The organism is Candidatus Methanoperedens sp., assembly GCA_027460535.1.
Lineage (GTDB): Archaea > Halobacteriota > Methanosarcinia > Methanosarcinales > Methanoperedenaceae > Methanoperedens.
In genome coordinates this window covers 1-23,549 of record JAPZAR010000021.1, presented here as the reverse complement: position 1 = coordinate 23,549, position 23,549 = coordinate 1, and the positions used below count along the sequence as shown (strand labels likewise).

The 23,549-nt window shown below is 43.3% G+C and carries 31 protein-coding genes; 9 read left to right on the top strand and 22 right to left on the bottom strand.

The features are described from left to right. Positions 1–137: 137 nt before the first annotated feature. Together O8C65_08555 and tpiA are read left to right on the top strand one after the other, a co-directional pair. On the top strand, positions 138–908 hold the full coding sequence (locus O8C65_08555; GenBank protein ID MCZ7356970.1) for a circadian clock protein KaiC: 771 nt from the start codon (positions 138–140) through the stop codon (positions 906–908). Positions 909–917: 9 nt separating this feature from the next. Further along, a complete protein-coding gene (gene tpiA, locus O8C65_08550) occupies positions 918–1,586 on the top strand; it encodes a triose-phosphate isomerase (protein MCZ7356969.1) in 669 nt (222 codons plus the stop codon). 1 nt (position 1,587) lies between these two features. Here tpiA and O8C65_08545 read toward each other — a convergent pair whose 3' ends face one another. The 8 genes from O8C65_08545 to O8C65_08510 form a co-directional block, all read right to left on the bottom strand. Then, positions 1,588–2,532 carry a ribose 1,5-bisphosphate isomerase gene (locus O8C65_08545; protein ID MCZ7356968.1) on the bottom strand — a complete coding sequence of 315 codons (945 nt, stop codon included), beginning with the start codon at positions 2,530–2,532 and terminating at the stop codon, positions 1,588–1,590. Further along, entirely contained in the window at positions 2,532–3,998 is a 1,467-nt protein-coding gene (locus O8C65_08540; GenBank protein MCZ7356967.1) for a cobyric acid synthase, read from the bottom strand. The genes O8C65_08545 and O8C65_08540 overlap by 1 nt, the downstream gene beginning before the upstream one ends. Then, positions 3,995–4,504, bottom strand: coding sequence for a hypothetical protein (locus O8C65_08535; GenBank protein MCZ7356966.1), 510 nt, complete (start codon positions 4,502–4,504; stop codon positions 3,995–3,997). Before O8C65_08535 ends, O8C65_08540 begins: the two co-directional genes overlap by 4 nt. 3 nt (positions 4,505–4,507) lie before the next feature. Beyond that, positions 4,508–5,128: an orotate phosphoribosyltransferase-like protein gene (locus O8C65_08530; protein ID MCZ7356965.1), complete on the bottom strand. Its 621-nt coding sequence runs from the start codon at positions 5,126–5,128 to the stop codon at positions 4,508–4,510. Positions 5,129–5,188: 60 nt separating this feature from the next. Then, positions 5,189–5,767, bottom strand: coding sequence for an NAD(P)H-dependent oxidoreductase (locus O8C65_08525; protein MCZ7356964.1), 579 nt, complete (start codon positions 5,765–5,767; stop codon positions 5,189–5,191). A gap of 247 nt (positions 5,768–6,014) precedes the next feature. Then, the gene (locus O8C65_08520) at positions 6,015–6,536 is read right to left on the bottom strand and encodes a hypothetical protein (protein MCZ7356963.1); all 522 of its coding nucleotides are present in this window, start codon (positions 6,534–6,536) and stop codon (positions 6,015–6,017) included. A 126-nt stretch (positions 6,537–6,662) separates the two neighbouring features. Continuing rightward, positions 6,663–7,163: an NOB1 family endonuclease gene (locus O8C65_08515; protein ID MCZ7356962.1), complete on the bottom strand. Its 501-nt coding sequence runs from the start codon at positions 7,161–7,163 to the stop codon at positions 6,663–6,665. A gap of 33 nt (positions 7,164–7,196) precedes the next feature. After that, complete coding sequence (locus O8C65_08510; GenBank protein MCZ7356961.1) at positions 7,197–7,835, bottom strand: biotin transporter BioY; 639 nt, start codon at positions 7,833–7,835, stop codon at positions 7,197–7,199. A 108-nt stretch (positions 7,836–7,943) separates the two neighbouring features. On the opposite strand from O8C65_08510, the gene O8C65_08505 reads away from it, so the two are divergent. Then, complete coding sequence (locus tag O8C65_08505) at positions 7,944–8,426, top strand: adenosine-specific kinase (protein MCZ7356960.1); 483 nt, start codon at positions 7,944–7,946, stop codon at positions 8,424–8,426. Then, positions 8,426–9,322 (top strand): homoserine kinase, encoded by an 897-nt coding sequence (locus O8C65_08500; GenBank protein ID MCZ7356959.1) that lies wholly within the window; start codon positions 8,426–8,428, stop codon positions 9,320–9,322. The genes O8C65_08505 and O8C65_08500 overlap by 1 nt, the downstream gene beginning before the upstream one ends. Positions 9,323–9,484: 162 nt before the next feature. On the opposite strand, the gene O8C65_08495 is transcribed toward O8C65_08500, so the two are convergent. Next, positions 9,485–9,619 carry a hypothetical protein gene (locus O8C65_08495; GenBank protein MCZ7356958.1) on the bottom strand — a complete coding sequence of 45 codons (135 nt, stop codon included), beginning with the start codon at positions 9,617–9,619 and terminating at the stop codon, positions 9,485–9,487. Between the two features lie 103 nt (positions 9,620–9,722). Between O8C65_08495 and O8C65_08490 the strand changes: the two genes are divergently transcribed. Together O8C65_08490 and O8C65_08485 are read left to right on the top strand one after the other, a co-directional pair. Beyond that, complete coding sequence (locus O8C65_08490; GenBank protein ID MCZ7356957.1) at positions 9,723–10,877, top strand: formate--phosphoribosylaminoimidazolecarboxamide ligase family protein; 1,155 nt, start codon at positions 9,723–9,725, stop codon at positions 10,875–10,877. A 310-nt stretch (positions 10,878–11,187) separates the two neighbouring features. Next, a complete protein-coding gene (locus O8C65_08485) occupies positions 11,188–12,105 on the top strand; it encodes a hypothetical protein (protein MCZ7356956.1) in 918 nt (305 codons plus the stop codon). A 990-nt stretch (positions 12,106–13,095) separates the two neighbouring features. Here the strand turns inward: O8C65_08485 and O8C65_08480 are convergent. The 3 genes from O8C65_08480 to O8C65_08470 form a co-directional block, all read right to left on the bottom strand. After that, entirely contained in the window at positions 13,096–13,359 is a 264-nt protein-coding gene (locus O8C65_08480; GenBank protein MCZ7356955.1) for a type II toxin-antitoxin system RelE/ParE family toxin, read from the bottom strand. A gap of 2 nt (positions 13,360–13,361) precedes the next feature. Then, positions 13,362–13,586, bottom strand: a complete 225-nt coding sequence (locus O8C65_08475) for a hypothetical protein (GenBank protein ID MCZ7356954.1) — start codon at positions 13,584–13,586, stop codon at positions 13,362–13,364. 143 nt (positions 13,587–13,729) lie between these two features. Further along, complete coding sequence (locus O8C65_08470) at positions 13,730–14,167, bottom strand: hypothetical protein (protein ID MCZ7356953.1); 438 nt, start codon at positions 14,165–14,167, stop codon at positions 13,730–13,732. 131 nt (positions 14,168–14,298) lie between these two features. On the opposite strand from O8C65_08470, the gene O8C65_08465 reads away from it, so the two are divergent. After that, a complete protein-coding gene (locus O8C65_08465; protein MCZ7356952.1) occupies positions 14,299–14,580 on the top strand; it encodes a type II toxin-antitoxin system HicB family antitoxin in 282 nt (93 codons plus the stop codon). A gap of 90 nt (positions 14,581–14,670) precedes the next feature. After that, positions 14,671–14,841, top strand: coding sequence for a hypothetical protein (locus O8C65_08460; protein MCZ7356951.1), 171 nt, complete (start codon positions 14,671–14,673; stop codon positions 14,839–14,841). 173 nt (positions 14,842–15,014) lie between these two features. Here O8C65_08460 and O8C65_08455 read toward each other — a convergent pair whose 3' ends face one another. The 6 genes from O8C65_08455 to O8C65_08430 all read right to left on the bottom strand — a co-directional run bounded on the left by O8C65_08455 (position 15,015) and on the right by O8C65_08430 (position 19,152). Continuing rightward, on the bottom strand, positions 15,015–15,773 hold the full coding sequence (locus tag O8C65_08455) for a hypothetical protein (GenBank protein ID MCZ7356950.1): 759 nt from the start codon (positions 15,771–15,773) through the stop codon (positions 15,015–15,017). A gap of 73 nt (positions 15,774–15,846) precedes the next feature. After that, positions 15,847–16,005 (bottom strand): hypothetical protein, encoded by a 159-nt coding sequence (locus O8C65_08450; GenBank protein MCZ7356949.1) that lies wholly within the window; start codon positions 16,003–16,005, stop codon positions 15,847–15,849. A gap of 7 nt (positions 16,006–16,012) precedes the next feature. Next, positions 16,013–16,486, bottom strand: coding sequence for an AAA-associated domain-containing protein (locus tag O8C65_08445; protein MCZ7356948.1), 474 nt, complete (start codon positions 16,484–16,486; stop codon positions 16,013–16,015). Between the two features lie 2 nt (positions 16,487–16,488). Continuing rightward, entirely contained in the window at positions 16,489–17,232 is a 744-nt protein-coding gene (locus O8C65_08440; GenBank protein MCZ7356947.1) for an ABC transporter ATP-binding protein, read from the bottom strand. Then, a complete protein-coding gene (locus O8C65_08435) occupies positions 17,233–18,861 on the bottom strand; it encodes an ABC transporter permease subunit (protein ID MCZ7356946.1) in 1,629 nt (542 codons plus the stop codon). Between the two features lie 51 nt (positions 18,862–18,912). Further along, positions 18,913–19,152 carry a hypothetical protein gene (locus tag O8C65_08430; protein MCZ7356945.1) on the bottom strand — a complete coding sequence of 80 codons (240 nt, stop codon included), beginning with the start codon at positions 19,150–19,152 and terminating at the stop codon, positions 18,913–18,915. Between the two features lie 137 nt (positions 19,153–19,289). On the opposite strand from O8C65_08430, the gene O8C65_08425 reads away from it, so the two are divergent. Next, entirely contained in the window at positions 19,290–20,321 is a 1,032-nt protein-coding gene (locus tag O8C65_08425; protein MCZ7356944.1) for a hypothetical protein, read from the top strand. Positions 20,322–20,340: 19 nt separating this feature from the next. Here the strand turns inward: O8C65_08425 and O8C65_08420 are convergent, their stop codons facing one another. The 4 genes from O8C65_08420 to O8C65_08405 form a co-directional block, all read right to left on the bottom strand. Continuing rightward, positions 20,341–21,318 carry an alcohol dehydrogenase catalytic domain-containing protein gene (locus O8C65_08420; protein ID MCZ7356943.1) on the bottom strand — a complete coding sequence of 326 codons (978 nt, stop codon included), beginning with the start codon at positions 21,316–21,318 and terminating at the stop codon, positions 20,341–20,343. Positions 21,319–21,322: 4 nt separating this feature from the next. Beyond that, positions 21,323–22,102: a 3-hydroxy-5-phosphonooxypentane-2,4-dione thiolase gene (gene lsrF / locus O8C65_08415; protein ID MCZ7356942.1), complete on the bottom strand. Its 780-nt coding sequence runs from the start codon at positions 22,100–22,102 to the stop codon at positions 21,323–21,325. A 16-nt stretch (positions 22,103–22,118) separates the two neighbouring features. Next, entirely contained in the window at positions 22,119–22,334 is a 216-nt protein-coding gene (locus O8C65_08410) for a hypothetical protein (protein ID MCZ7356941.1), read from the bottom strand. A 373-nt stretch (positions 22,335–22,707) separates the two neighbouring features. Beyond that, positions 22,708–23,199 carry a hypothetical protein gene (locus O8C65_08405; GenBank protein ID MCZ7356940.1) on the bottom strand — a complete coding sequence of 164 codons (492 nt, stop codon included), beginning with the start codon at positions 23,197–23,199 and terminating at the stop codon, positions 22,708–22,710. Positions 23,200–23,549 lie beyond the last annotated feature (350 nt).

Sequence of the window (23,549 nt, the reverse complement as noted above, 5' to 3'; positions counted from 1 at the left end):
TCGAGTTTAAAATTATTTAGACAGTATCTGTGCAATGTAGCTTTCCGGCGCATAATTCATCATTATCATTAAAATTTGATAAATAAGTATTTATATCTGTCAGTAAAAGATTAGTATATAATCAGGTGATAAATTATATGGCTGAAAAAAAGCAGGCAAAAACTGAAACAATGGACACACAACGCGTCCCAACGGGAATTCCTGGTTTTGATGATTTATGCGGTGGCGGACTGCTGCGGAACCGGACCTATCTTATATCCGGGGCAGCGGGCGCAGGTAAGACCATATTCGGGCTCCAGTATCTCTACAACGGCATTACGAAATACGGCGAAAATGGCATCTTTATAGCGACAGAAGAGCGCCCGGAACAGGTCAGAGAGAATGTGAGACAGTTCGGATGGGATTTTGAAGCCCTCGAGGATGAAGGAAAACTAGCTATCCTCGATGCCTGTTCTACTAAGATCGGCATTCCTTCACATGAAAAGTATGTTGATGTAAGACCCTTTGATATGCGTTCGATGCTTGACCAGATCATTGCTATACAGGAAGATATTGATGCAAAAAGGGCTTTAGTAGATGGGACTACATCCATTGGTTTTTATCTACAGGACCCTGCAAAGATAAGGGTCGAGCTTCTGAAATTAAGCACAACTCTTGAAATCCTCGGGCTGACCTCGCTGATGACATGCGAAATCATTGATGAGACCCAGGCCAGCAGGTTCGGTGTTGAAACATTCGTAACTGAAGGTACCATTTTGATGTACTATAAGCGAGCTGATGCGGTAAGGGTGCGCAGTGTAGAAATATTCAAGATGAGAGGTACAAACCACAGTCAGAATATCCATCCGTATGATATCACATCAACCGGCATAGTGGTTCATCCAAGGGAAGAAGTATACGCACCATAATTATTCCACATGAGAAAGCCGCTGATAGTGCTGAACTTCAAAACCTATACCGAAGGTATCGGCGAGAAAGCTGTGAGAATCACCCGTTATTGCGAGGAAGTTAGCGATGAATCAGGTATTGAAATCATCGTCTGCCCGCAGGTACCCGATTTATATAGAGTGGCATCTTCAGTCAAAATCCCGGTTTTTGCCCAGCATATCGATGGCGTGGGAGCGGGGAGCTACACCGGCCACATCACTGCTGAATGCGTCAAATCTGCAGGAGCCCGTGGCACGCTTATAAATCACTCGGAACGGCGTCTCCTGCTATCAGATATCGATTCAGCGCTCCATTGCGCAAAAAAAGCAGGATTGAATACCATCGTGTGCACGAACAATGTTTCTGTTACCACAGCAGCAGCGACATTGGCGCCTGATTTTGTTGCGATTGAGCCTCCCGAGCTAATAGGTTCGGGTATTCCTGTTTCAAAGGCCGACCCTGACATAGTAAGCGGGTCTGTCATGGCAGTAAAAAAAATAGCTCCAGATGTTGACGTTCTCTGCGGTGCCGGCATTTCAAAAGGAGAAGATGTTGCAGCTGCTCTGGAACTCGGGACATGCGGCGTGCTTCTGGCTTCCGGAGTTATCAAGGCAAAAGACCCAAAGGCCGCGCTTCTTGACCTTGTGGGAAAGATATAGCCTATTTTTTCGTCCCGTTGGAATTCATTTCCTCAATCCCGTAGCCCAAATAATCCTTGATAATGACATATGCCATTTCAGGTGGAATTGCCCCAACCTCCGTGATTATGAGATCGATATATTCCCGCGGCGTAACATCGAACGCAGGGTTCCTCACGCTGACGTTTGAAAACACTTCCAGTTTTTCCCTGCTGATTACTTCGCTGCTATCCCGCTCTTCTATCTCAACAAGCTCACCCAGCAAGGTTTTCGGGCTGAATTTATAGGTTTCGGCAGCGATAATGACATTTTTCCGGGCTTCGTGGGCAGCCAGCGCTAACTGGGAAGTCCCTATCTTGTTGATGACCGAACCATTGGCCGTTATGGCGTCAGCACCCATTATCACAAGGTCAATATCCTTCATGAAATAACGCACAGCGGAATCCACTATCAGCGAAGTCTTGATCCCCAGGGCATCAAGCTGCTTGATCGTAATATGTCCCTGCAATCTGGGTCGCGATTCCGTAGCTATGACATTGATTTGCTTTCCCTGCGCATGTGCTTCGGCGATTATCGAGATAGCAGCTGCTGAATTACAGTGCGTCATTATCGTATCTCCGTTGCGCACCCTCCGCGCCCCTATCTCACCTATCCGCTTGATTGCGTTCTCTGAATTACGGATAAATTCATCCGCCAGCTTTTTAATGCTGGAATTTGCCTCCTCAACAGTCTCGCCTTCATACCTCATAACTGCCCTCACTGCATTTGGCAGGGATACAGCCGTGGGACGCGTGCCAGCAAGAAGTTCGGCAGCATGTTTCATTTTTTCATTGAATACATCTATGTCGCTTGCCGCAACGCGCCCTGCATAATCCCGAAGTTCAGCAGCTGCTGTCCGTGCAATACTTCCAGCGCCACGGATTTCCATGGATCTTATCTTTTGCACGGTCTCCAGAAGCTTTTTCATTAATCCTCCAGCATGTGGTATATGAAGTCCATATCTATCTGGTGCTCAACAAATCCTGCCAATTCTTCTATCTTATCGCCGACGTCTTCACTCTTAAATATCATACCTTTCCGTTTATATAAATAACTGAGGAATGAGTCTTTAATATTCCTATTTTCGAAGAGGCCGTGAAGGTAAGTCCCTATGACAAGACCGTTTTCACTCACGCATCCGTCATCGCCGAAGGCATTGTGAACAGCTTTCTCGTGGGACGATTTTATCAAGGTTTCACCCATGTGGATCTCATATCCCCTCACTTTCTCCCCTTTTAAAGGCCCCAGGATCCCACCATTACCCGATATGATCATATCAACCTGCCTTGTCTGTTTCTCATAAATGCCAAATCGTGTGGAAACATTGAGAAGACCCAGACCTTTTATCGAACAGACCCCTGTTGTGCCTTCAATTCCACTATCTACTATTTCCTCTCCCAGGATCTGGTATCCTCCACATATTCCAAAAACTGGAGTCCCTTTTCCTGCCTCTTCAATTATTTTTTTATCCATACCTGTTGAGGTCAGCTCCATAAGGTCGTCGATAGTGTTTTTCGTACCGGGGATTATGATAGCATCAGGTTCATCGAGTTCTTCCCCCGGATCGACATATCTGATATCAGCTTGTTTCTCAAGAGGTTCAAAATCCGTGAAGTTAGAAATGTGCGATAGTCGTATCACGGCTATCCTGACCGGGTGACCGTTTCTGGTCTTATCCTTTATGGACACGGAATCTTCAGACGGGATCTTTATATCCGTGTATGGAATAACCCCGATAACCGGCAGACCTGTAAGTTCTTCAAGTTGCCTTACTCCCGGCTCAAGCAGGCTTTTATCTCCTCTGAATTTGTTTATTATTATTCCGCGAATGAGCGGCTTCACGTCTTCGGGAAGCAATTGCAATGTTCCATAGATACTTGCGAACACGCCGCCGCGTTCAATATCGCCAACCAGTATCATTTCGGGATGGACCAGCCTCGCCATACCTATATTCACGATATCCCTGTGGTACAGGTTTATTTCAGCCGCCCCGCCAGCTCCTTCAATCACGATCACATCGTAAGCCGAAGCAAGTCTATTATACGCTTCGCCAACTATCGACATCATTTCACCGATCGAATCGTAGTAATCCCCTGCCTTTTTGTCCGCATACGGTTTTCCCAGGATAACGACCTGAGAAATATGCGAGCCTTTCGGCTTTAAAAGAACAGGATTCATATCTGCACTGGGTTCTACCCCCGCAGCGTTTGCCTGGATGGCCTGGGCGATCCCTATCTCCCTGCCGTCACGGGTTATCCAGGAATTGAGGCTCATGTTCTGGGCCTTGAAAGGGGCGACTCTGTATCTTCTTGACAGTATCCTGCAAAGAGCGGTCACAAGCATGCTTTTTCCGACGTGGGAGCTTGTCCCGACGATCATGAGATTTTTTGTCATCGAATCCGTTTCATCCTGTTCCTGTATACAACACATATTCCTGCCAGAAACACAAAAAGCATTGCACCCGTACCTATGCTATCAGAGATATAGCCGTATGCTTTCATCCATCCTGTGCCATACTGTTTGAAACCATAATTAAATGTCCACAAAAGTTCATTTGTTTTACTCATCCCGAGACTTGCATCAATGAACGCCATCTGATTATAGAAAGGATAGAAAAGCACTGTCCCGCCGTCGAAAATATCCATGAAGACATGGGACGCAAGGTAGACCGAGGCTATAATGAAAATCGATCTCTTTTCTTTCAGAAGCAGGCCGAAAAGCAGAAAAAACGACGGGATGAAAATGTTGTGAAGGAGCGCCCTGTGCTGGGTCAATAAAGTGTCAAAATCAGGTACTACTGCAAGCGGCAAAAGTAGGAGGATATATTTATGATCCTCTTTCTTGCTCACTATCAGAAGGGCAAGCAGAGGGACGATTAAATGGATCGGCCAGTCTGGCATTTTTTATTCTATCTTATCCACTCTGGTCACACGCAATAAAGCATTGATCGGTACGCCCTGGATGCTGTCTATACCTTTCTTATCCACCAGCACCGCGATAGCAACAGGCTTTGCATTAAGTGCCTCAAGCACAGCTACTGCCTCTGTAAGTGTTGTGCCTGTCGTGACCACATCATCGATGAGAACGCAGTTCTTGCCTTCCACCTGCGCGAAGTTCTGGCTTATGGTACCTTTTGTTTCTTTTGATTCTGGCTCCCAGCGCTGCTTATTGGGATGATACGTTGAAAATTCACATCCCAATTCATCTGCCACCATGTTTGCAAGTGGAATTCCACTGAGGGCTACGCCGATGACCACATTCACGCACGTTTCTTCAAGACAATCAAGGATCATATCCGTGAGGGCCCCGGCGATCAACCTCTGCCTGGTTGAACTTCGACCGATATTGCTCCAATCCACGTAAATATCCTTAGGAGCCTGAACATTATCTCCTTTTTTTGCATGGGTGAGAAGCCATGTGGCTGTTTCGCGGGAAACGTTCAATTCATCTGCGATCTGGCCTGTTAGAAGCCCGGCAGCCTGAAGCTCGACAGCTTTCTGGATCAGTTCATCAATTGTTTTCATAGCAATCAACGAATGATAATACCATCTTTGTATTAAAAGGTTGGGTGTTCGGGAGATATATTAAAATAGGCCCATCAAGGCTTTAGCTTCCAATAAATACCCCTTTCTTGTAGCATCATCCGTAGAAGGCACTGAAGTGAAAAATTTATGTTCCACAACTTCAATCCCGGAAAAATTAAAAATCCCGGTATCTGATGCCTTTTTCATGGCATCAAACATTCCAGTGGAATCGTATATCTCCCTGGCTGCTCCTGTTGTGTTGAAAATAACAACTTTTTTGCCCGCAAGCAGCCCGATAGGTCCTCCGGCTCCCATAGAATATGCAAAATTCAATGAGAACACACGGTCAATGTAGCCTTTTACCATAGCTGGTAAGCCTGTCCACCAGATGGGATATATGAAGGTAATGACATCGGCCCAGGTTATCTTGTCCTGTTCTGCTTTAATTTCTGCAGGAACTTTCCCGGATATGATCCCTTCTATATCGCCACTTTTCAACACTGGGTCAAAATCCAATGCATACAGGTCCCTTACTACAACTTCATGCCTTTTTGCTTTTAGAGCCCCTGAAGTGGTTTCAAGGATGGCATGGCAGAAACTCCTGGGATTCGGGTGCGAATAGATAATCAGATGTTTCATTGTTTTCTCCTCCCCTCTATAGTGATATATTCTATTTACAATAGATATGCGTTTCGGAACCCAGTATCTGAAAAGTGTGAAATCCTATCCAGAACATTTATCGTTTCAATTATTCCAGGAATATTATTGCTGTATTTGTCCGGTTCCATCATTTGGCAAGGCAAAAAAGCAGGAAGCCGGAATTCCAAGTTGATGCCCAGAATGATGCCGGGCTCCCTTATCGATTTTTCATAATGTAATTATGGTCTTAATTGATGTAATTCGTGCTGCCCCTGTCAAAGCCCTCAACAAGCTCCATTTTCATATTATCCGGCTGCCATGTTGCATCAGGATAAACAAGGTTCTTGAAGAAATGGGTGGTATCTACGGCTATTTTTGTTGCAAGATGCTCATCCCCGAAGACCTCTCTTGTTATCTGAAGAACCATGACTCTCACTCCACTTTCGCTCAGGTATCCGAGGGTATGCAGGTACTCATGCATAAGGATATGAAAAATATATGGCTTGTAAAGCTCAGGTCTTGTTTCTTTTATCCTCTCAAGAGGGACTTTGTTCATAACGATCACATTTGTACCAACGGGATAGAAGCCTCCAAAAAATCCCTGCGGATGGTTCCCCAGGTTGGCAAGTCCCAGCATCAAACCGGCGCGGCTCTTCCTCTGGCTCACCCAGACGGCAGCTTTAACCACCTCGAAGATGTCTGCAAGGGTCTTAGCGTTGTCCAGCCGGCCATGAAAGTTGTTCTCATTTCTGATATTTCCGATTTCCATTTTAATTTTTATACCTCATTTATAATATTCGTAATCCTACGAACATATTAACATTATGCTTATTCATTAAAAAAGCTTTTGGTCGTTAAGTATAGGATGAAGATATAAACTGTAATTGAATTTTTCTTAAACTTTTTTAATACTTCCACCCATGGCCTTAACATGGCCTTTTCTCCTCTTTTTCATGGGGGAACCGCATACAGGGCAGACATCTCCCTGCGGATATCGCCTCTTGCACCCGATGCACTGTTTTTCCCACATCAGGATATCTTTTATCATTCTCTGCCCCGCAGGCATAACCTTGATTCCAAGTTGAATCGCGGTGTTCTGGGCTGCAAAATCATCAGTCACAAGGATTGTTTCCTCGCATCTTGAATATTCCAACGCCTTTGCCAGAATATCGATGTCTGTATCCGAGAGTTCCTCGCTGTCCTTTGTTATCCCGGCTTTGGATAAGACTTCCTTTTTGAAACGTTCAAGCGGCGGCTCGATCCTTGCCTTCATTAATTCCATTGTTGTAATAGCATTTTCATCCCTGAGTTCCTGTACCACTGAGGGGACGGTCACAATGTTTCCTTCAAGCCTTTTTCTTATGATGAAAAGTGAAGCGTCAACAATATATATCATTCTTTGGGATTTCTCGTTCTGATAAACAACAATTCATCTGGAATCAAGTTCATTTCCGTATCCGGTTTTCGGGACAATAGCCGTTGCGATCGCCGCGTCTATCAATGCCTTGTATATATCGACACCGACGAAGGGAAGTACGCCCAGTTCAATTGCCTTTTGTGCATTGACTCCAAGTACGAACGCCAGCTGAATCATTCCAGCCAGGTAAATCACTGCTATCCCGAGAAGCATGACGCTGAACATCACGACGAAACCCCTGGACTTTATATACATATCAGTGAACCATCCTATTATCAATGAAGCGGCAATAAATCCAATGATATAACCGCCCGTTACTCCCGTGAGGACCGCCATACCACTTTTTGCATCAGCAAACCACGGAACCCCCAGCACTCCAATAGCTGTGTAGAATCCCTGGCTCAACCCACCGTACCATTTGCCGAGAACGACGCCTGAAAGTAGAACGGCAAAAACCTGGCCTGTTACAGGCACGGGCGTGTAAGGGAGATAAAACCGCAATTGTGCGAGCAATCCTGTTAAACACGCAAAGCCCAGCGCAAGGACAACTTTGTTCGCAAATGTGGATTCAAACCGCCATTTGAATAAATCATATTTAATCGACTCATATTTTGCAGATATATTTTTTAATTCGCTGTTGAACTCCGACATATGTCACCCATTGTAAACTTTTTATTCTGAGAGGTAAACAATCTATTTAAGGGTTATCTACAAACAACATAAATACTTAAAAAACAATAATAAAAAAGGGAGGAAAGTATGGAAATAGTTTCCGTCAAAATCGATGCGCCGCAAGATACGAACTTGATACTCGGCCAAACGCATTTCATCAAAAGCACCGAGGATCTATATGAGGTTCTCGTTACATCCGTCCCCGGGATAAAATTCGGGCTTGCATTTTGCGAAGCTTCAGGAAAGTGCCTCGTAAGGAGCGAGGGAAATGATGATATGCTAATAGGAGCGGCGCGAGATAATGCTTCTTCTCTTGGCTGCGGCCACTGCTTCATTATATTTATTAAGAACGCCTATCCGATAAATATCCTGAACGCGATAAAGAACATTGGTGAGGTATGCAGCATTTATTGCGCAACATCAAATCCTGTTGAAGTCATAATTGCCAGGACAGAACAGGGAAGAGGAATACTTGGGGTTATAGACGGGGAAAGCCCGAAAGGTATTGAAACTGAAAAAGATGTCGAAGAAAGGAAATCGTTCCTTCGCACAATAGGTTATAAAAAATAATGCAAAAGGATTATCTGAAGGTCAGAGTTCCCGCGACTTCTGCAAACCTTGGTGCAGGATTTGATGTATTCGGTATCGCCTTAGAAATTCCTGCTGATATAATCGAAGTCAAAAAAAGTAAGAAAACGGAAATAATAATCCGGGGGAAAGGTTCAGAACATATACCAACAGACCCTCGAAAGAACACTGCCGGTGTTGTTGCCTCCGTTCTTGAAAAACCCGCTAAGATCACGATACATCGGAATATTCCCCTATCCAGCGGGCTTGGAAGCAGCGCCGCGCCCGCAGCAGGGACAGCTTTCGCCCTGAATGAGATATACGACCTCGGGCTTTCAAAAGAAGAACTTGTTCGCATTGCAGCGGAAGGTGAGAAAGTCGTTGCCGGAGTCGCGCATGCTGATAACGTGGCACCTGCCATCTATGGTGGTTTTTCGATAGTGCACAAGAACAGAGTAATTTCCCTGATGCCCGCCAACATCGGAATTGTGGCAGTTCACCCCGATATAATCGTCAGTACACGTAAGGCTCGCGCCATTCTTCCTGAAAAGATCTCCCTTAAGAACGCTTCTTTCAATGTGGGCAGCGCAGCGTCGATGGTCATTGGCATGATAAAAGGCGATATAGAACTGATAGGGGAAAGCATGGAGAACAGGATAATAGAGGAAAGGCGCTCAGAGCTCATCAAAGGATATGCGGAAGTCAAGAAAAAAGGGCTTGAGGCAGGCGCCGCTGGAGTAACTATCAGCGGTTCAGGGCCGACAATGATAGCGGTCTGTAGGATGAACGAAAGGGATGTGGTTGCACAGGCTATGAAACAGGCTTTTCTAGAAAGCCATGTCAGGAGCGAGGCTTTCATGACCACGATTGGAAAAGGAGTGGAAATTATTGGTCATTGAATAGGTATATTATGATCCCGTCTTCGATTCAGATCATGGGACTTATAAATTCAAGGGACGTACCCCTTGTATAAAATTCTACCGCGCTACCTCCAACCAGAATGGGCTTTTTCTCTCCTGGAAGTCTCTCACTTATTTCAGCTAAAATTCTGAATTTATTGCTCAATTCTCCCAAGGCAAAACCTCTTTAATTCTATTTCCTTCAAAAATCACTCCTTCCTGTACTCGAAGTTTTGCTATCTCGATGAACATTTTAACTTTTTCTGGAGCCCTCGGTTTTGTTCTGATTGCAGTCATATTATATTATAAAATCAATGTGATGAAGTATAAGTATTTCGTATCAGGCCTTTACAATTATAATATCGCAACCTTTTAGACATAAAAAACCTACAAGTGAGTTATGATTGAGAGACCGGAAATAATAGAAGTTCTGTCAAACTATGATTTGAGTGAAACCACAATCGGCGTCCTTGCATCTCACTCCGCGCTCGATGTCTGCGACGGGGCTGTGGAAGAAGGACTCAGGACACATGCAGTTTGTGAGAAAGGGCGCGAAAAGACGTATGCAGAATACTTCAAGGCGCAGCGGGAGAACGGAAAGCTCATACGCGGGATCGTGGATACAACCGATGTTTATACAAAGTTCAATGAAATTCTGAAGCCAGAGAATCAACAGAAACTTCGTGATAAGAATACGATTTTCATTCCGAACCGCTCATTCACCTCTTATTGCGGGATAGATGAAATCGAAGACGATTTCAAAGTGCCGATGTTCGGGAGCCGCAACCTGCTTCGCAGCGAGGAGCGGGGCATCGAGCGGGATTATTACTGGCTGCTTGAAAAGGCCGGGCTTCCTTATCCGGAGAAGATCGAAAAACCTGAGGACATCGACAGTCTTGTCATGGTAAAGCTCCCGCATGCAGTGAAGAAACTTGAGCGCGGGTTTTTCACAGCAGCATCGTATTCAGAGTTCAAACAAAAATCAGGGGCCTTCCTGAAGCAGGGGATAATCACCCGGGAGGCACTTGCCGATGCGAGGATCGAGCGTTACATCATCGGTCCGGTTTTCAATCTTGACATGTTCTACTCACCCCTTGAAGAAGAGATGAATAAAATAGAACTGCTGGGCATCGACTGGCGCTTCGAAACGAGCCTTGACGGGCATGTGCGCCTGCCAGCACCCCAGCAGATGACACTCAATGAGCGGCAGATCATGCCTGAATATACGGTGTGCGGCCACAATTCAGCAACGCTGCGTGAATCGCTTCTTGAGGATGCTTTTGATCTCGCTGAAAAATATGTAAAGGCCACGCAGAAATACTACAAGCCCGGCATCATAGGGCCGTTCTGCCTCCAGACCTGCGTGGACAAAGATCTGAATTTTTATGTGTATGATGTGGCGCCCCGCGTGGGCGGGGGCACGAACGTGCACGTCTCTGTGGGGCACCCGTACGGGAATACCCTGTGGCGAAGACCCATGAGCACGGGCCGGCGCGCGGCGATGGAGATACGGAGGGCCATCGAGCAGGAGAGGGTGGAAGAGATAGTGACGTGATTCTCGAGACTTTATATTGGTTTGAAAAACCACAGAGATCACGGAGGACACAGAGAAACGTTACAACTCTCCGTGTTCTCTGTGTCCTCTGTGGTTGATTATCCCGGAAGGCTCTCATTTATCCAGAATAATTGAAAAGTCTCAAATGCACAATAGAAAGGTTTAATGCTGACATAGTAAAATTAGTAAATGGAGTGATCAGTGTATGCTTCCTCAGACTTTAAGAAGAAATGGATACAAATTCCTACATCAATTTATTATCTTATTTATATCAATTCTTCTACTTGCTTCAGGTGCCCAGGCATTACGAATGTTATCTGGAGATCAGGTATCTGTCGATTCCCCGGTGGATGACGATATTTTTGCGACGGGCGGCATCATAGACATCAACGCTCCTGTAGCCGGGGTCGTAATTGCCGGGGGTACAATTAATATCAACGCGCCTGTGAACGGAGATGTCTTTGTTGCTGGCGGCCAGATATCGATAAACTCCGATGTCAAAGGAAAAATCGTAGCTGCCGGGGGAAATATTGATCTGAAAGGCAGCGCAAAAAACATCGTAATTTCGGGGGGTAATGTCAACATCCATTCTACTGCTACCATAACCAAAGATGCATTCATTTCAGGCGGCAGGGTCAACAATGCAGGCAGGATCAACGGCAACCTGACAGTGAGAAGTGAAAATTTTCAAAACACCGGAAGTGCGGGCAGCGTAGACTTTAAGCGAAGTGAAGTTTCGCAGCGTTTTAAGGCGATAGTTGGCGTATTTCGGATTCTTTTTACTGTTGGATTCCTGATACTTGGCATAATCCTGATTAAATTATTCCCGGCGCAATTTTTTAAAGTTGAAGAGGAAATAATGAAATCTACGATTGTAAAAACAGTAGCGGGTTTTGTTTTCATAATTGTAGCAGCAGTTTTAATAATTTTAATCGCTGTAACCTTTATTGGTCTTCCGGTTGCGGTAATTTCAGGAATGCTTTTCATGATAGCGCTGATGCTATCTACTTCTTTTGTATCGTTCGCTGTAGGCAGAAAGTTTGTAGACCTTTTCAAGTTCAAGACCAGCGATATATTGATTTTTATCACCGGGTTCATTATTCTAAACATTATATATCTAATTCCATTTGTCGGAGGATTGATCCTGATCATAGCGGTCAGCCTGGGCTTTGGAGCGATATGTTATTCGGTGAGGGAGAACTGGAGGAGCATAACCACCGTTAGATAAATCTAGATTATTGACGAGTGAGCCATGGGTAATATTTGAGATGTTTCATTCCGTAGTGGCTGCTGTTAATACTATTTTTGCTAAAAAAAACGGCTATACAGGCCTCATACATCGTACGGGATTTGTGACTGAAGAGGATAAGCCGTTTATCATGCATCCATTTTTTCTTTAAGTACTATGATTCTACTTATTCCAAGAGAAACTATACCGAGTAGAATCCCGTTTGAGAGATGATTAAGACTCATTGTATACAGACCATAGGAAAAGTTTAATACAATTCCAAATCCAAAATAAATCAAAGCGAATTCCAGTAACTGTTTATTGTCGTATGTCCAAATAAATGAATCACGCATATTTCCCTGATAACCTCCTTAATTTTTTATAAAATATGTTTTTTTTATGATTCTAACCGTTTGTATATACAAGACTCCCGTTACTACCAAAACAAGAAAGAAAAGCCGTGGATTGCCCCATGCATTGTATCCCCTCATATAGAATAGTAATACAAGTGATAAAATTATCGTAATCACTGGCACGACAAAGATAAAGTTGTCAGGGTGTATAAGTTCTTTAACTTTTTCATTTATCATGATTATCTTTTCACTCCTGAAGGAATCTTATGATACAATTTGTGGACAGGAGGCACTCTCATTCATAAGCGGCGACCTATCCACCATAAATTAATGAATCGTTTGAACGTATATATTTATTCATATATATAATAATTGTACTTATTATTATGATTAGAAATTTAATTGATGGAACAGGTCACAAACCCCGTACATGCGCTTAACCCCTCTATACTGCTACCATGCGGCGTCAAAATCCCGAACAACCAGAAAAGCGATAGGAATTCTCATGTGCCAACCGTTGATGCTCCCGATCTTAATCGGGCTTCCGGGACTGATAACGATAGGCGTTTTTCATGCTCTCAAAAGGCTATAGGAATCCAGAACAACCTAACTACAAAAACCAAACTTCAGGCGCATATTATCGATATGCTTTATTGTGATGTTCGAACTGAAGGAAAGTCACAATCTCGTTTTTCTTGTCAATCGAATAAAAAAGAACAAATGAACCAACATGAACTCTCCTTTTACCTTTTAACACGTTTCGGAGGGGCTTGCCCAGTTCGGGATTTTTACTAATTTCTAATATTTTGTGGATTATCCTCTGATAAATAGAATTATCCTTCTTTTTGAGTTTATCCAGAGTTATCTCCAGGGCGGTCTCAATTTGAATTGTATAAGGCATGATCAAAGAAACCTTTTTTCAAACTCTTCCGGGGTATATTTTGAGAACCTGCCTTCTTTTACCCTGCGTTCAGCTTCTTCAACTTTTTTTATAAATTCTTTGCGAATTTTTTCTTCAGGAGGATAAAACTCGTCTCGAATTATATCCAGAACCTCTGTCAGAATCTCTTGCCGGAGCTCCCTTTTTAATTCTAATTTCAATTCATCCAGATTAGCAGCAGAATCCATGAGAGTAAATAGAATTTCATAGATTTTAAAGATTTGTATTGATGTCAAAGGTATAGCCAAATGAAAAGATTAAAGCTATTTTAATTAATATAAAAAATATTTTTTATATTTTAAAGAAAATCCTGCGCCTGAGATTCGCTTGATTATCGGTTTGAATATATCAGCAAATCAGTATAGTGCCTTACTTGATCATTTTCGAGGTCCGAAGGAAGTGAACTAAACAAATAGCGGTACCGTAATATGCAGCGCATCATAGTCAACAACAGGCACTTTCTTGACGTGATTTTTCCCTTCCTTAAGCTCAAGAGCCCGATACCTTCCAGGAACGTGAGGTCATTATGCACATTTGATTCCTTGCGTTTTAGTATCCTTGCCAGCTCACTGATAGATTCTAGCCTCTTCTCCCTGATAATCGAAAGTAAGCGCAGGCGCTCTCGGGTTAATATCTTTCCGATATCCTCTGCCGTGCGCGCTATTATCTTATGGGGCTCGCCGCGTTTGACTCTTTCAAATAATTGGTTTAGATGCTCTCCGTATTCTTCATCGCTCATAATTACAATCTCAACGTCTTTTAATTTCATCGATCTTCCTCCGATTAGCTAAAAACCAGAACAACGAATAAAGCAATAGAAACCCTTATGCATCTCCCTACATTATTGGGTCATGAAGGTTGATATAGAATTGCTTAAATAGCCATAAAGATAGATTTACAATGAAAATACGCGAAATCATAAAATTGCTAAAAGCTGATGGTATGTATCGTTTCCTTGTTGTGATTGAAAAAGCAAATAATAACTACTCGGCATATTCGCCGGACTTACAGGGCTGTGTGGCTACAGGCGCAACCCGTGAAGAAGCTGAAAAGAACATGTATGAAGCTATTGAAATGCATATACATGGATTGATGGAGGATAAGTTACCCATTCCGGAATCAAAATCTTTTGCAGAGTATGTAGCAGTTGCTGAAAAATCAAGTATGGAGCAGACGGCTTAACTGCTTGCCCCAAAACATTTTTTCTCATTTGAATCTCTGCCCCTGAATTAAAACGCTGACGATGCAAATAAAGAAGAGTTCGCTACAATTGTGAAAGCAGTAGCAGGTTTTGTTTTCATCATTGTAGCAGCAGTTTTAATAATTTTGATCGCTGTAACTGTTATTGGTCTTCCGGTTGCGGTAATTTCAGGAATGCTTTTTATGATAGCGCTGATGCTATCACTTCTTTTGTGTAGTTCGCTGCAGGCAGAAGGTTTGTAGACCTTTTTAAGTTCAAGACCAGCGATATATGGATATTTATCACCGGGTTCATTATTCTAAACATCAATTTCTAATTCCTTTTGCCGGAGGATTGATCCTGATCGTCAGCATGGGCTTTGGAGCGATATGTTATTCAATTAACTCGAAGAGTATCACAGTTAAATAAATTTAGATTATTGACGAGTAAGCCATGTGTAATAATTAAGATGTTTCATTTCGTGGTAGTTGCTGTTAATACTCTTTTTGGGTTTTTTAAGAAAATTTTTTATCTTTTCATTTCTTCTTTTAATTGCGACAAATCGATCAAATTCTATTTTTAATAGCTTCATAGTTTCTTCTTTATTTTTATAATTCAGAAAAATATCTATGTCCCCAAAAAAATGAAATCGTATGAAACTTATACTATAGAAAATATTGAACAAGAATAATAAAAAAAAACCAGAAGCCAATGGTGTATATAGGCTGTCACTAATTCGAAATATGATAAAAATCGCAGAAAAAATTACAAAAAAAATTACAAGACTAATCCAACTATAAAACGTGTTTGATATTAAATCTCTCCAGACAAAATATATATTAGATGTTTTATTTTGAAAATCTGTTAAATAATTCTCAAATTTTCTTCTATCGGGAAATTCATTTGAAAAGTGTTCTAAAACATCAGTAATTTCTTCTATCAGTTCCTTGCTCATCGTCTTATTTTTATAGGACATTACTTTTTCAAAAAATCTATCTCTCTGTTTATTTTCAATTGTTTCTAATTCGAAAGTCGAATTTATCAAAAATTTATCTAATATTTCTGTTTTGAATGATTCAGATTTTTCTTTAAGTATATTTTTTTCCTTATTATATATTCCAAAAATAAATATAAATAATATTGTTGAAATAATTGTCTCTTTGAAAAAACCAGCTATGTTTGAAATATCACCCATATACCTCGTACGATAATTTCTATATACTATATTAATTTTGCTGCATCAATCAAAATATATAAGATTACTACTATTAAAAATCTTGGCCTAATTCCAATAACATGATATTGCCCTCCTTGCCGCAAGAAAAAGAAACTCCGTTAACACTTAAAGATTCAAACCAATCGAGCATCCACAGGATGCCCCGGATTTCCAATCCGGCCTGTTTGTGACTCAAAATTTTTTCTGCCATCGAACTTTCACTCTTTCGACATCAGGCAGATCTCTTCAGAATCGCTATTGTATCCAATCAATCCTGCGGTCCTTGTCCAGTTGATTATTATCCTGAAATAACTCTCTATGTCAGAAGTGGAAATCCTGCTCTGGAGGAATTTTAACGCTTCCTCCTTGCTCATCTTTCGCTCCGGAGACTCCATGAGCATATTCCTGAGGCCCTTAATAAGCTCCACACCTGCAACTTTATCCCTGATGATTTTCTTTCTTTCCCTTATTCCTGTATCCAGGAGTTTCTGGGCGTCTCCAGTGAGTTCAATATTACCATCAGTCACCCTGACAAACCCGAGCAATTCGGCGCCATCGATAGAAGGCAGTATCTCATCGAGTTCAAGGTCGAAATCGCCAGCCAGGCGGGCGGCATCCTCTATGCCCCCGGAGTCATTGACCACTTCAAGAAGCCCGACTATCTCGCTGATGGTTGCTTTTGGGAATATCATGGCTACACTATTAGTGAATAGACTTTATCAACCCATCGATAGAACTCAGGGTCTTTCCTGTTCCTGGGTCGTTCCAGCTCGATCCTCAGATCCGCCACGACCTTCCCGGGGCGGTGTGAAAGGATGATTATGCGATTTGCCATGTACACTGCTTCCTCAACATTATGGGTCACCATGATCACCGCTTCCGGAGGCATGCCAGGATCGGCCCAGAGCATCAGCAGTTCATCTTTCAGGTTCTGGGAAGTGAGCGCATCAAGGGATGAGAAGGGCTCATCCATGCACAGGAGAACAGGCTCCACTGCAAGGGCGCGTGCAAACCCGACCCTCTGTTTCATGCCTCCTGAGAGTTCACGCGGGTAAACCTTTTCAAATCCGTCCAGGCCAACGGCTTTGATATATTTGCAGGCCGCTTTTCCCTTATCTTTCACAAGCTTTAAGGATTCGAGAACCAGTTCTATGTTTTCCTGTACCGTAAGCCAGGGGAATAGCGCGAAATTCTGGAATACCATTGCCACCTTGGGATTATCTGGAGAAATTACTTCCCCTTTAAAAAGAACCTCCCCAGAGTTTGGTCTTTCCAGCCCCACGATTATGCGCAAAAGTGTGCTTTTCCCGCATCCTGAAGGGCCTACGATGCATATAAAATCGTTATCTTCAACAGAGAAATTGATATTATCGAGAACAAGTATCTTATTGCCGTCGGTTTCATAGGTCTTGGACACATTTTTTATTTCTACCAGCATTCATGCCTCGAATTTATATTTGGCCAGTGCTTTCCTGTATAATGGCTGCCATATAAGCCTGTTCAGGAATATAATGGTTACAGACATGCTGAGCACGGATAATATTACCATGCTCGAATTTGGCGACTGGAAAGTGGCCCTGTCAAGCAAATACCCTATACCGAAAAGATGGTATTCCTGGCCTTTGAATACGATAAATTCCGCAACTATCAATGTATTCCACCCTCCTCCCCATGCCGTAATGCTTCCTGTCATGAACGATGGGAACATAGCCGGGAGAAGGACTTTTTTCCAGTAGAGCTTTCCCCTGACACCGAAAGATGCTGCGGCATTTTCTATATCGCCGGGTATCGACTTTACCCCTGAGATCAGGTTAAAAAGAAGGTACCACTGCATACCCAGCAGTATGAGAATGATCGCTGCTATCTCAAGGCTCCCGTACCTGATGAAAATAACCACCATTGCGGGAAAGAGCGCTATGGCGGGGATAGATGCGGCGACTTCCATAACTGGCATAAGATAGGATGAGGCTCTCTTGCTTCTGGCTATGTAGTATGCTGCCGGAATTGTCCAGATAACACATATCACATATGCGATACTTAATCTGGCAAAAGAATATCCAATAGCCAGTGGTATTGAATACGCATCATCCGGAAGGTTCAGCAGCAGCCTTGTGATAGATGTAATAAAAACGTAAGCAATATACGCAAGAATTGAAACCACAGCAAGATAACCCACGAATTTCGAGATGATTTTTATCGATCTATGTTTGTGAAATATGATATATGATGAAACCATTATTTTTGAAAAACCCTCGAAAATAAACCTGAATATATATTTTACTATTCGTGTGTTAAAAATGAACTCGCCTGGCTTTTTCTCGCCAGAATACTCATAATTATACTTGTCAGCCCATGACTGCATAGGCTTCCAGACGAACAATTCAAGCAACAGTATTATGATGACCAGTGTGGATAAACCAACGAGCATCAGGGCTATTTTTCCGGAATAAGTGGTGTCTATAAGAAAACTTCCAAGCCCTGGAAGTTTGTAGGTATCAGAACCTGCCGAGATGATCTCGGATGCGACCAGGAAGAACCATCCCACAGACCAGGATACGATACTGTTATAAACCAGTTTTGGGACACACACCGGGAGCGTGAGGTTTTCGAGGCGCTGCCATCCGCTGAGCCCGTAACTGTCCGCCGCTTCAACCAGTTCCTTCGGTATGGTCGTGAGGGATTCGTAAATCCCAAAGGCCATATTCCATGCCATGCTTGTAAAAATCAGGAACACTGCCGCTACCTCGACCCCGAGCCTTCCGTGGATAAGGCCTATGAAAAAGAGAACCGCAGCCGGGAAAAACCCAAGAATTGGCACGGATTGGAGTATATCAAGAAAGGGAAGCATTATTTTGCGCGCGGTCTTATTTGTCGCGGCGAGGTAGCCATACGACAGGGCAAAGCATAATGAAAAGAAATAAGCCATGGCCATTCGGGAAAATGATGCGGCTGCATAATATGGAAGTAATTTAAGTTCAGGAAAATCTATGAAATCAAAAAAGTAGAAAGCTAAAGCGACTGAAACCAGGAAAAGGATGATAGCAATGATAAAATATCCTTTTTTCATCGGCTAATTGCAGTCACAGCTTATATATATTCTTTTTTGGCCTCTTTTGGCTTACTGCAATTCCCGCTTTCTAAGCTTTCCGCCTGCTATCTGGCCGGCAACGTCTGAGAGAACAAGCAGCGGTATAACGGTCCAGTTGAGACCTGAAAATATTCTCAACAAGAAAACGAACGGCACCGGTATGTGCACTGCCATCATCCATTGCCTTGAGAACCGTGTGGCATTGCCCCTGATATAGCCAAATGGCAGGTTGACAAGGAAAACCATCAGCATTAGTTCATTAATTGACATTTTTTCCTATTCTATCCAATTTTGTTTTGTAGCTCTTTATTTATGTAGTTTGTGGTTCAAATAGTTCGAAAGGTTGATTAAACGGAAACATTTAATAAAGAGGACAAAGATTTGTTAAAAAAATCAGGGAGAGAAACATGGCTTTCGTTCAAAAATTAATGGATTCCAGGAAACACATCGATGAAATTGATTTAGAGATCGACATTGCAAAAAATGTGGCTGTCCGCCCAAGGCTTGAGAAAATGCGTTTTCTGGAAGGAGGGGTTGAAGCTAACCTTTACCGTATGCTTTACAACAACGGCCCGGGCAATGGGACTGCCCTGTTCATGCCTTTTGACCAGAAAAGCTCGGAACACGGGCCGGGACATGAATTCTTATGGGAAAGAGATGACCCAAGCGCTGAAGAGATCAGCCTGAGGGGAAGAGGCTCAGCCGACATAAGAGCAATAGCAGAACTGGTGAAAGAGGCGCTGAGATACGGCGCATCAGCCATAGGATTGACGATCTACCCGGGTGGGGAGCATATCAGTGCTGATATGGAAAGGGCAGCGGGGATCATCAGGGAGGCGCATAAATCCGGTCTTGTAGCTGTGGTGTGGGCCTATGCGCGGGGCACCGGCCTTGATGAAAAGACAAAATTGAAGGATACGGAGGGGGAGTTCCAGGGCATAACGCAGGCGGACAGCCTCTATTGGACGCACTATGCCGTCGCGATAGCCTCGGGCTTCCTGGGAGCGGACATAGTCAAAACCAAATACCCGGTAAAGGTAAAGCCGGACAACCGCAGGGCGTATGATGCGTATATAGAAGGACTCGCAAAAAAGAACTCAAGCATGATCGCTTACAAATACATCGAGCCGAAAGATGCCGAGACGGCCCTGACATCTGAGCAGGAAATATTCAGGGCAAGCCTCGTCGTGCAGACCGCTCCCAATTCCATTGTGATTTTCTCAGGCGGGCCAAAACTGCGGGGCGATCCGACAGAGAGCCTGAAGAAACAGACGGAAATCGTAATGAAAGCAGGAGCTGAAGGAGGTATTTACGGCAGGAACATCTGGGGTCTCCCGGTAAAGGAGGGGCTTGAGGCAGCTTCCGCGATCAATGAAGTGATCAGCATGCCGGAATTCCATAGAAAGCTGACTGAGCCAAGGTTTGTGGGATATGGATAATTTTATTCTAAACATTTGTTCAAGGAACTACAATAACCTTCAGCGACTCCCCTGCTCCACCAGCTATCTTGAAACCTTTCTGGATATCATCCAGTCTGACCCTGTCGGTGATCAAATCCTTTACATTTATCTTCCCATCTTTAATAAGGTCCAGAGACTCTTCAAGATCAACAGGTGCTGCGCCGTAACTTGATACAAGGCCCAGTTCATTCCTCCAGAACTCTTCAACAGGGATTAAAATGTTTTTATTCGGGATTGCAAACAGCATTATTATGCCTTTCTTGTCCACATACCTGAACGCTTTTTCAAAAGCAGTCATCGCCCCCGTACACATTACGATCCTGTCCGCTTTAATCTCCAGGTCATCGTTTGCATTGAACACTTCATCGGCCCCGGATTCTTTTGCCTTATTCAATCTATATTCGTTGATATCGGTTGCAATGACCCTCGCTTTTTTCAATTTAGCCATCTGTATGTTCAGGAGACCCGAAATCCCTGAACCCATTACAAGGATAGTTTGCCATTCGCCGACCCCGATTATCCTCTGTGCCCTCACAACGCATGCCAGCGGCTCGATCATCGTTCCTTCCTCATAAGAAACATTATCCGGCAGAGCATATGTGCCATTATCAACATTTATTTTCGGGACTCTTACGAACTCGCTGAATCCTCCGGGATCGTAATTGCCTTTATGCAGTGTTTCACAGGCAGTATGATTGCCTGCAAGACAATATTTGCATTCGTTGCAGGGAACATGGTGGCTCACGAAAACCCTCTGCCCGATATTAAATCTATCAGACAGGGATTCGACGATCTCTCCTGTAATTTCATGACCCAGTACCCTGGGCGCTTTTTTGATGCGGTACCATTCCATCAGATCGGTTCCACAAATGCCGGAAGCTTTGACCTTGACCAGTATTTCCCCATCTCTTATTTCAGGTTTCGGCCTGTTCTCTATCCTGATATCATTGTTGTTATAATATACAGCGGTTTTCATGGTACTATTTCGACTGTTCGTATATCTCGTAAGCCTCGTTCACGGACTTTCCATCATGAACGATCGCCCTTACCGCCTGTATCATGCCTACCGCACTATCGCTCTGGAAGATATTTCTGCCCATATCCACGCCGACCGCACCATCCGAGACCGCATTATAGCTCATCTCCAGGGCTTCCCTCTCCGGAAGTTTTTTCCCGCCTGCGATGACAACAGGAATATTACCGCATGCCTCAACAACTTTCCCAAAATCTTCGGTGTAATAGGTTTTTATAATGTGCGCCCCCATTTCCACACATATCCTGGAGGCAAGGCCAAGATATCTGGCGTCCCGGACCATCTCTTTCCCCACAGCGGTCACGGCCAGAACAGGGATACCATATTTTTCCCCTTCATCCACGAGCTTCGACAGGTTATCAATGGTTTCCTTTTCGCATTCCCCGCCAACATATACCGAACATGTGACTGCAGAAGCATTGATCCTTATTGCGTCCTCTATAGAAGCAGTAAGTATTTCGTTAGATAATTCCTTCAAAATGCTCTGGCCTCCAGAGACGCGCAAAATGATGGGTATATCCGCTGTCGGGTCTATCCAGTTCCGGACAGCGCCCCGGGTTATCATCAAGGCGTCAGCATATGGCAGCAGCGGATCAACAGTTATGCCCAGGTTCACTAATCCCGTTGTGGGTCCCTGGAAATAACCATGATCCACAGCCAGCATAACGCAGCGGCCTGTTTTCGGCCTGATTATCCTTGAAATCCTGTTCTTCATTCCCCAGTTCATTTTCAATTTCCTCCTGTTACCTTTCTTCAGGTCTGACCAGCAAATAGCCCTTCTCTATCAACCAATGATGGAATTCATATGTGGTATGCAGGCAATTTTCCTGGCATATCTCTCTAAGGTCATTGTAATCTGGTGAGCCCTGTGCCTTCTTATTCATCATAACCTGTACAGGGCATTCAATATCGTTGCAATATTCTCTTCTTTTATAATCTACAAATCCCTCGATTGGCACAATCACAAAGCTGATTCTGAATACTTAAGATTTACGATACTTTGAGATCGTTACCTTACCTCTTGGGTAAGGTCTATAATTGATAATTAACCACAGAGAACGCAGCGAGCACAGAGAGTTGTTTGTTTTGCTCTGTATCCTCTGTGCCCTCCTTGGTTTCATATTTGTCAGAAGATGGCCGATATGAATAGTGTTTTATCTACCAACACACAATGAAACCTTCTCAATGCTTTGATGTCAATAACATTTCGTTATTCTGAATAGCTTGAATTTCAACTCCAGCATTTTGAAGTGAAAGATTTTCAAAGGTGAAATTTAATTGGCACGATGATCGAAAAGTCATCGGATTCATCCTTCACTTTTCGTTCTTCTTTTACCCGCCTACGAAAGATTTCTTTCTTGCCAAGAAAAAAGCCGTTAAAGCCATCTGTATAAGCGGTATGTCCAGGGGAATATTCGATAGTCCGACAGCGAAGTTCGTTTCTTCATTCTTGTCGCAAAGAACGGCTTTTCCATCTGCAAGAATCAGGGTTTCAATCCACCTTCTGGCCCTGGCATCAAATAGATTGAACTTAAATTTCAATATACCAAGGTTTTCGAAGTCGATATCGAGGAACATCCACGCTTCATGTTCATTCATGTCCCCATTGATGGAAGACCATCTGCTATGCATCGTGACATCAAGATATCTATCCTTGTTCTTGAGATTTTCTTTGAGAAGGAGAGCGGGGATTATTATTTCTTTCTGGACATTCGTATCGGTTATCTTAGAAAAAGCATAATCCACTTCCATGCAGCTCTCCAGTTCCTTGTCGAGGAATTTCTTCCCTTCTTTCCGATTCAGGGTATCAAGCTTACTTCTCATGGACCACCTCACAGCTCTTTCAGGAGCATGTTGGGATTGGTGGGGAGCGGGTAAAACTTTTTTATAGATGGCGGGAGGACCACCAGATCCCAAACCTTCCTATCATTCAATAATTGAAATTTAAGACTTATATATTTATGCATTTAAATAATAATTGTAATTGTTATAATTATGAGTGGCATGATAACAAAGATAAGAACGAAGTTAATCCACCCAACTTTTACCCTTGGTTATGACAACAGCCAAAAACATCCATAATTTTTTTCTGCTCTTCAGTCACAGAACTCGTTCTTTTTAACAGCTTATCTCCATGATGGATGTTAACAGTGTAGACATTCTCCAGTAACTCC